The 4056-nt window shown below is 36.8% G+C and carries 6 protein-coding genes; 5 read left to right on the top strand and 1 reads right to left on the bottom strand.

The window, feature by feature from the left end; all coding sequences use genetic code 11:
• The 5 genes from ACYVRA_RS05790 to ACYVRA_RS05770 all read left to right on the top strand — a co-directional run.
• Window positions 1-200: hypothetical protein (locus ACYVRA_RS05790; protein ID WP_461251802.1), on the top strand; the 200-nt coding region annotated here is incomplete at its 5' end.
• Window positions 201-236: 36 nt separating this feature from the next.
• Window positions 237-872: a GyrI-like domain-containing protein gene (locus ACYVRA_RS05785; RefSeq protein ID WP_461251801.1), complete on the top strand. Its 636-nt coding sequence runs from the start codon at window positions 237-239 to the stop codon at window positions 870-872.
• 573 nt (window positions 873-1445) lie between these two features.
• Complete coding sequence (locus ACYVRA_RS05780) at window positions 1446-1676, top strand: hypothetical protein (protein WP_461251800.1); 231 nt, start codon at window positions 1446-1448, stop codon at window positions 1674-1676.
• A 205-nt stretch (window positions 1677-1881) separates the two neighbouring features.
• Complete coding sequence (locus ACYVRA_RS05775) at window positions 1882-2394, top strand: hypothetical protein (RefSeq protein ID WP_461251799.1); 513 nt, start codon at window positions 1882-1884, stop codon at window positions 2392-2394.
• 131 nt (window positions 2395-2525) lie between these two features.
• The gene (locus ACYVRA_RS05770) at window positions 2526-3383 is read left to right on the top strand and encodes a hypothetical protein (protein WP_461251798.1); all 858 of its coding nucleotides are present in this window, start codon (window positions 2526-2528) and stop codon (window positions 3381-3383) included.
• A gap of 87 nt (window positions 3384-3470) precedes the next feature.
• On the opposite strand, the gene ACYVRA_RS05765 is transcribed toward ACYVRA_RS05770, so the two are convergent.
• The gene (locus ACYVRA_RS05765; RefSeq protein ID WP_461251797.1) at window positions 3471-3782 is read right to left on the bottom strand and encodes a hypothetical protein; all 312 of its coding nucleotides are present in this window, start codon (window positions 3780-3782) and stop codon (window positions 3471-3473) included.
• Between the last annotated feature and the right edge of the window lie 274 nt (window positions 3783-4056).

Raw genomic sequence — 4056 nt, 5'->3', positions numbered from 1 at the left:
CGGCGGCTCGGGCTACACAAAAACGCAGTCGGGGCTACGCCCCTTTGTGCGTTTTTGTTCCGCCACATTTTTGCTTTTGCGAGAAACTGCTTCGCAGTTTCCTTATCGCAAAAGCAAAAACGTCAGTTACCGCCGGAACGTTATGTGAAATGTGGGCTAAAATTTGTTGGAAAATATACAGAAATGGATTGACAGAATGAATAAAATAAGAATATAATATACAAAAGGAGAAACAAATGGTAAATGCAATGGATTATAAAAAAGAATATAAGGATTTATATTTACCCAAAACAAAACCAATGATTATAAACGTACCCGAAATGTGTTTTGTCGCTGTTGAGGGCAAAGGCGACCCAAATGATAAAAATGGAGAATATCAAAAGGCAATAGGAATATTGTATAGTATCCAATTTACAATAAAAATGAGCAAAATGGGGAATAATAAATTGGCTGGCTATTTTGATTATGTTGTTCCCCCTTTGGAAGGTTTCTGGTGGGCTGAAGATAATGAATGGATTTTTACAAAAGACAAATCAAAATATAATTGGACTTCAATAATAAGGCTTCCAGAATTTGTAAATAAAGAAATATTTAAATGGGCTTGTGATGAAGCAACAAAAAAGAAAAACATAGAAACAAAAATTGCAAAATTCATAAAAATAAAAGAAGGGTTATGTGTACAATGTATGCATATTGGCTCTTATGATGACGAACCAAAGACGATAAAAATGATAGATGACTTTATTACAGAAAATAATTTAAAAAATGACATAAATGAAAAAAGGAGACATCACGAAATATATTTGTCTGATCCAAAGAAAACAGAAATATCAAAGTTAAAGACAGTAATTAGAATCCCTGTAATAAAATAATGGTGTACGCCCACACTTCGCATAACAGGTCGGTAAAAGTACGCCCCTTCGGGGCTAGGCTACGAAAAAACGCAGTCGGGGCTTCGCCCCTTTGTGCGTTTTTTCTCCGCCACATTTTTGCTTTTGCGAGAAACTGCTATCGCAGTTTCCTTATCGCAAAAGCAAAAACGTCTTTTACCGCCGAAACGTTACACGAAATACCCCTTGCAATGGTCTAAAGATAAATTAAAGAAAAGATGAAGGAAAAAGAGCATTATATTGTAAAAAATTCTTTTTGCCCCACGTTTATTCGTCTCAGTGCGCCGTCCTGGCGCACGGGTTTTATCCCAAAAGAGGGTCAAAAAGAAGAAGAAAAGGAATAAAATATAGGAATAAGGAATAAATTAAATCATTTATAAAGCGGTCTACGACCGCCACGCCTTCGGCGTAATAAATATATGAAATAAAGTGTCATATATATATCAAATTTAGGATATAAAGGGCTTGCATTTTCCCCCTATTTTCAACAAAAAAGGGCATTATTCTCCCAAATTTCCACTTGCACACCTTAAAATATTACTATAAAATAATCGCATGGCTAATAAGAACATACAAACAGCCCAAACTCCAAGCTTAAAATTGCCTTCGGCAATTTTAAGCACTGATCTAGGCAACAGGCAACAGACAACAGGCAACAGGCAACAGGCAACAGGAAACAGGCAACATGAACCAGGCAACAAGGCAACAGGCAACAGGCAACAGGCAACAGGCAACAGGCAACAGGCAACAGGCAACAGGCAACAGGCAATTGTATCAACTCTGTAAAAATCGTGTCAATACACCATTAGAATATAACCAATCAAACAAATTACTTTTTTCATTTCGTGTACAAGCGGACAGCGTTGTATTCCTGCGGAATACAGCCTGTCTTTTGTATAACTTTGCCGTTGGCAAAGTTTCCGCCCATATAGGCGGGTAAATCTACGTGATTACCCGTCTATAAAAGACGGAATCACACAAGGAGTTGACTATGAAAAATATAGTTAAACTTTTCGTAGCTATGCGAAGCATAGCAATTATCGCCTTTGTAGCGGTAATCGTGTTTTCTATGTCGGCGTGCGATGATGGTGGAGATGACGGCAATAATAACGGAGGAGGGGTTGGAGTAACGGTTACCGTCAGCATTGAAAAGATTGATAATCGCACCTTTACCATAACCCAGGAAGGGTCGAAATGGAGCGCCACCTTGACGGATAATACGAGCGGAAAAAGTAACTTTTTTGCTGAAGCTACAAGACAAGTCTCGGTTACTTACAGCACGGGAACTGGCAACTTAGACATTTCTGGAGCTTTTGAACTTACGAGAAACAGCGATACACTTGTTACTTTTACGCTCAGAGATATCTACACAAATGTAAGCGGGACAATAACACTTAATTCTGATAATATTCATGGGTGGCCTGATTTATTTATCTTTCTTGATGTTAATCTGGATAAAGATATTTTAATCATAAACTCTGCGAAGGCTAGTATAACTTTTTAGCTTCACAAGGTAGTGAGGCGCAGGAGTAACTGACACCCAAATTTCATAGTGCCGTCAAGAAATTGGTGGCACTAGATATGGTGTATAAAACACTTTCATAGAAAGTGAAATTAAAGTAAAGGAGTATTATTATGAGTACCAAAAAACCTGTTAAAAAAACAGCCACTAAGAAACCCACCGCAAAAAAATCAACAGCGAAAAAGCCGACCGCAAAAGCAAAAGCGAAACCAAAAGCAAGTAAATCAACCGCCAATGCTAATTCCGCTAAACAAGCATATCAAGCAATTAAAGCCCTTACGCAATTACCAGCGGTTAAAAGTCAATCAACTAACGCACGGACACAGCCAAATAACCCGTTACTCACGGAAGAAGAGGTCATTCAAATATTGGACGCTTTTGGTCTCGTAAGGGAAATACTAGCGGAAGCCGCCGCCAACTTGCGACCGCTCGACCGCATGAGGCTCAACGGAGTAGGAATAAAAAGACAAGGTTTCATCGAAAGGGCGTTTACGTTAGCCGCCGAAAACCAACAGTTTCTGCCACGTTATCTGTCAATCGGACAATTTCAAGAAAGCTATGAATACTTCGTTACACTTCGCTCGCTGTTAGACGCTTGCACACAACTTCGTGAATTCATTTGGAATTTAGTCGTACAAGCCGCCGACATCACATTCACAGACGCAGGTGAATTCTACAAAGCCGTACAGGAAGCCGCACGCAGAAGAATAGACGGAGCGGAAACACTCTATCGTGAACTGTCGCCCTTCTTCAAACACAACATAAGAAGAACAGAAAACGGCGAAGAAGTGGAAACCAAAAAAGAAGCATTACGTGATGTTAAAGGCTTAATCAACGGCAAGAAAGAAGGCAAGTTCGTAATTGAAAACATCAAACCAAAACTGATAGGCGGAAAACACAAAATCATTGACGAAACATTTAAGGAAAAAGCCACTTTCAAAGAAACCGAAGATGTAGAGGAAACTGAATAAAACGCCCTAAATTGTGTCATTTTGACCCATTTTAGAGGTCATTTCTTAAATTTACCCCATTTTCCCATGTTTTTACACCGAAAATGATTAAAATTCAAAGATTAATCCTTGAATTTCAAGGATCATTTCTTGAAATTCAAAGATCAATCCTTGAAATTCAAAGATCATTTCTTCAAATTCAAAGATTAATCCTTCAATTTCAAGGATCAATTCTTGAAAGTCAAAGATTAATTCTTCAATTTCAAAGATCAATTCTTGAATTTCAAGGATCATTTCTTCAATTTCAAAGATTGTTTCTTGAAAATCAAAGATTAATTCTTCATTTTCAAACATCATTTCTTGAAAATTAAAAACTGTTCCGCAAGGAATAGCAGGTATTATTTTGGGAATATCCGACATTATATTTATTCCAACTGATGAAAAATAATTAAATAAATATCTTTAATTAAATATAATAATTAATACGCAAAAAAGAAATGAATAAAGCATATTAAAAATAATATAAAGCATTATTGTTTAAAAAATTATTCCCACGCCCGTGTACGTCCATGTACATGGGCGGTTCACTTGTGGGGAGAATGAATTTAGAAATTATTTTGCATATAATAAATATAAAAAATATATTAATCTATTGTAATTGTGTATTTTAAAATATTGTAACAAAATATAGGCA

Source organism: Treponema sp. R8-4-B8, from assembly GCF_054786175.1.
The sequence above is the reverse complement of the archived record's forward strand: the minus strand, read 5'-3'. Positions and strand labels throughout refer to the sequence as shown.